The organism is Streptomyces panaciradicis, from assembly GCF_023516615.1.
GTDB classification, from domain to species: Bacteria; Actinomycetota; Actinomycetes; order Streptomycetales; family Streptomycetaceae; genus Streptomyces; species Streptomyces panaciradicis.
Map to the genome: position 1 here is coordinate 1 of NZ_JAMGBF010000274.1, position 626 is coordinate 626.

1 rRNA gene is annotated in these 626 nt (G+C 59.4%); it reads right to left on the bottom strand.

Annotation, left to right across the window (positions count from 1 at the left end):
* Nucleotides 1–352: ribosomal RNA gene (locus M8J74_RS43535) — 23S ribosomal RNA — on the bottom strand; the annotation flags it as partial.
* Nucleotides 353–626 lie beyond the last annotated feature (274 nt).

A 626-nucleotide genomic window follows, 5' to 3' on the forward strand; every position in this document is an offset into this window, starting at 1 on the left:
TCACAGCCGGCAGACTGTGAAAGAGAGATCCCACAACCCCGCATGCGCAACCCCTGCCGGGTCTCACACGCATACGGTTTGGCCTCATCCGGTTTCGCTCGCCACTACTCCCGGAATCACGGTTGTTTTCTCTTCCTGCGGGTACTGAGATGTTTCACTTCCCCGCGTTCCCTCCACTTGCCCTATGTGTTCAGGCAAGGGTGACAGCCCATGACGACTGCCGGGTTTCCCCATTCGGACACCCCCGGATCAAAGCCTGGTTGACGACTCCCCGGGGCCTATCGTGGCCTCCCACGTCCTTCATCGGTTCCTGGTGCCAAGGCATCCACCGTGCGCCCTTAAAAACTTGGCCACAGATGCTCGCGTCCACTGTGCAGTTCTCAAACAACGACCAGCCACCCATCACCCTGCTCCGAAGAACAAGTTCACTGGGGCCGGCGACTGAGGAAAACCATTCCCTCAGACACCCAACAGCGTGCCCGACACACTCCCCGCTCCCCTCAACGTTCCACGCTCTTGCGAGCAGTACTAGAAGGAGAAGACGATCAAGTGTGCCGAGTAGTCAACGTTCCACCCATGAGCAACCAGTGCGAGACGTTCGCCCGCATGCTGGCCTCTGACCGAGC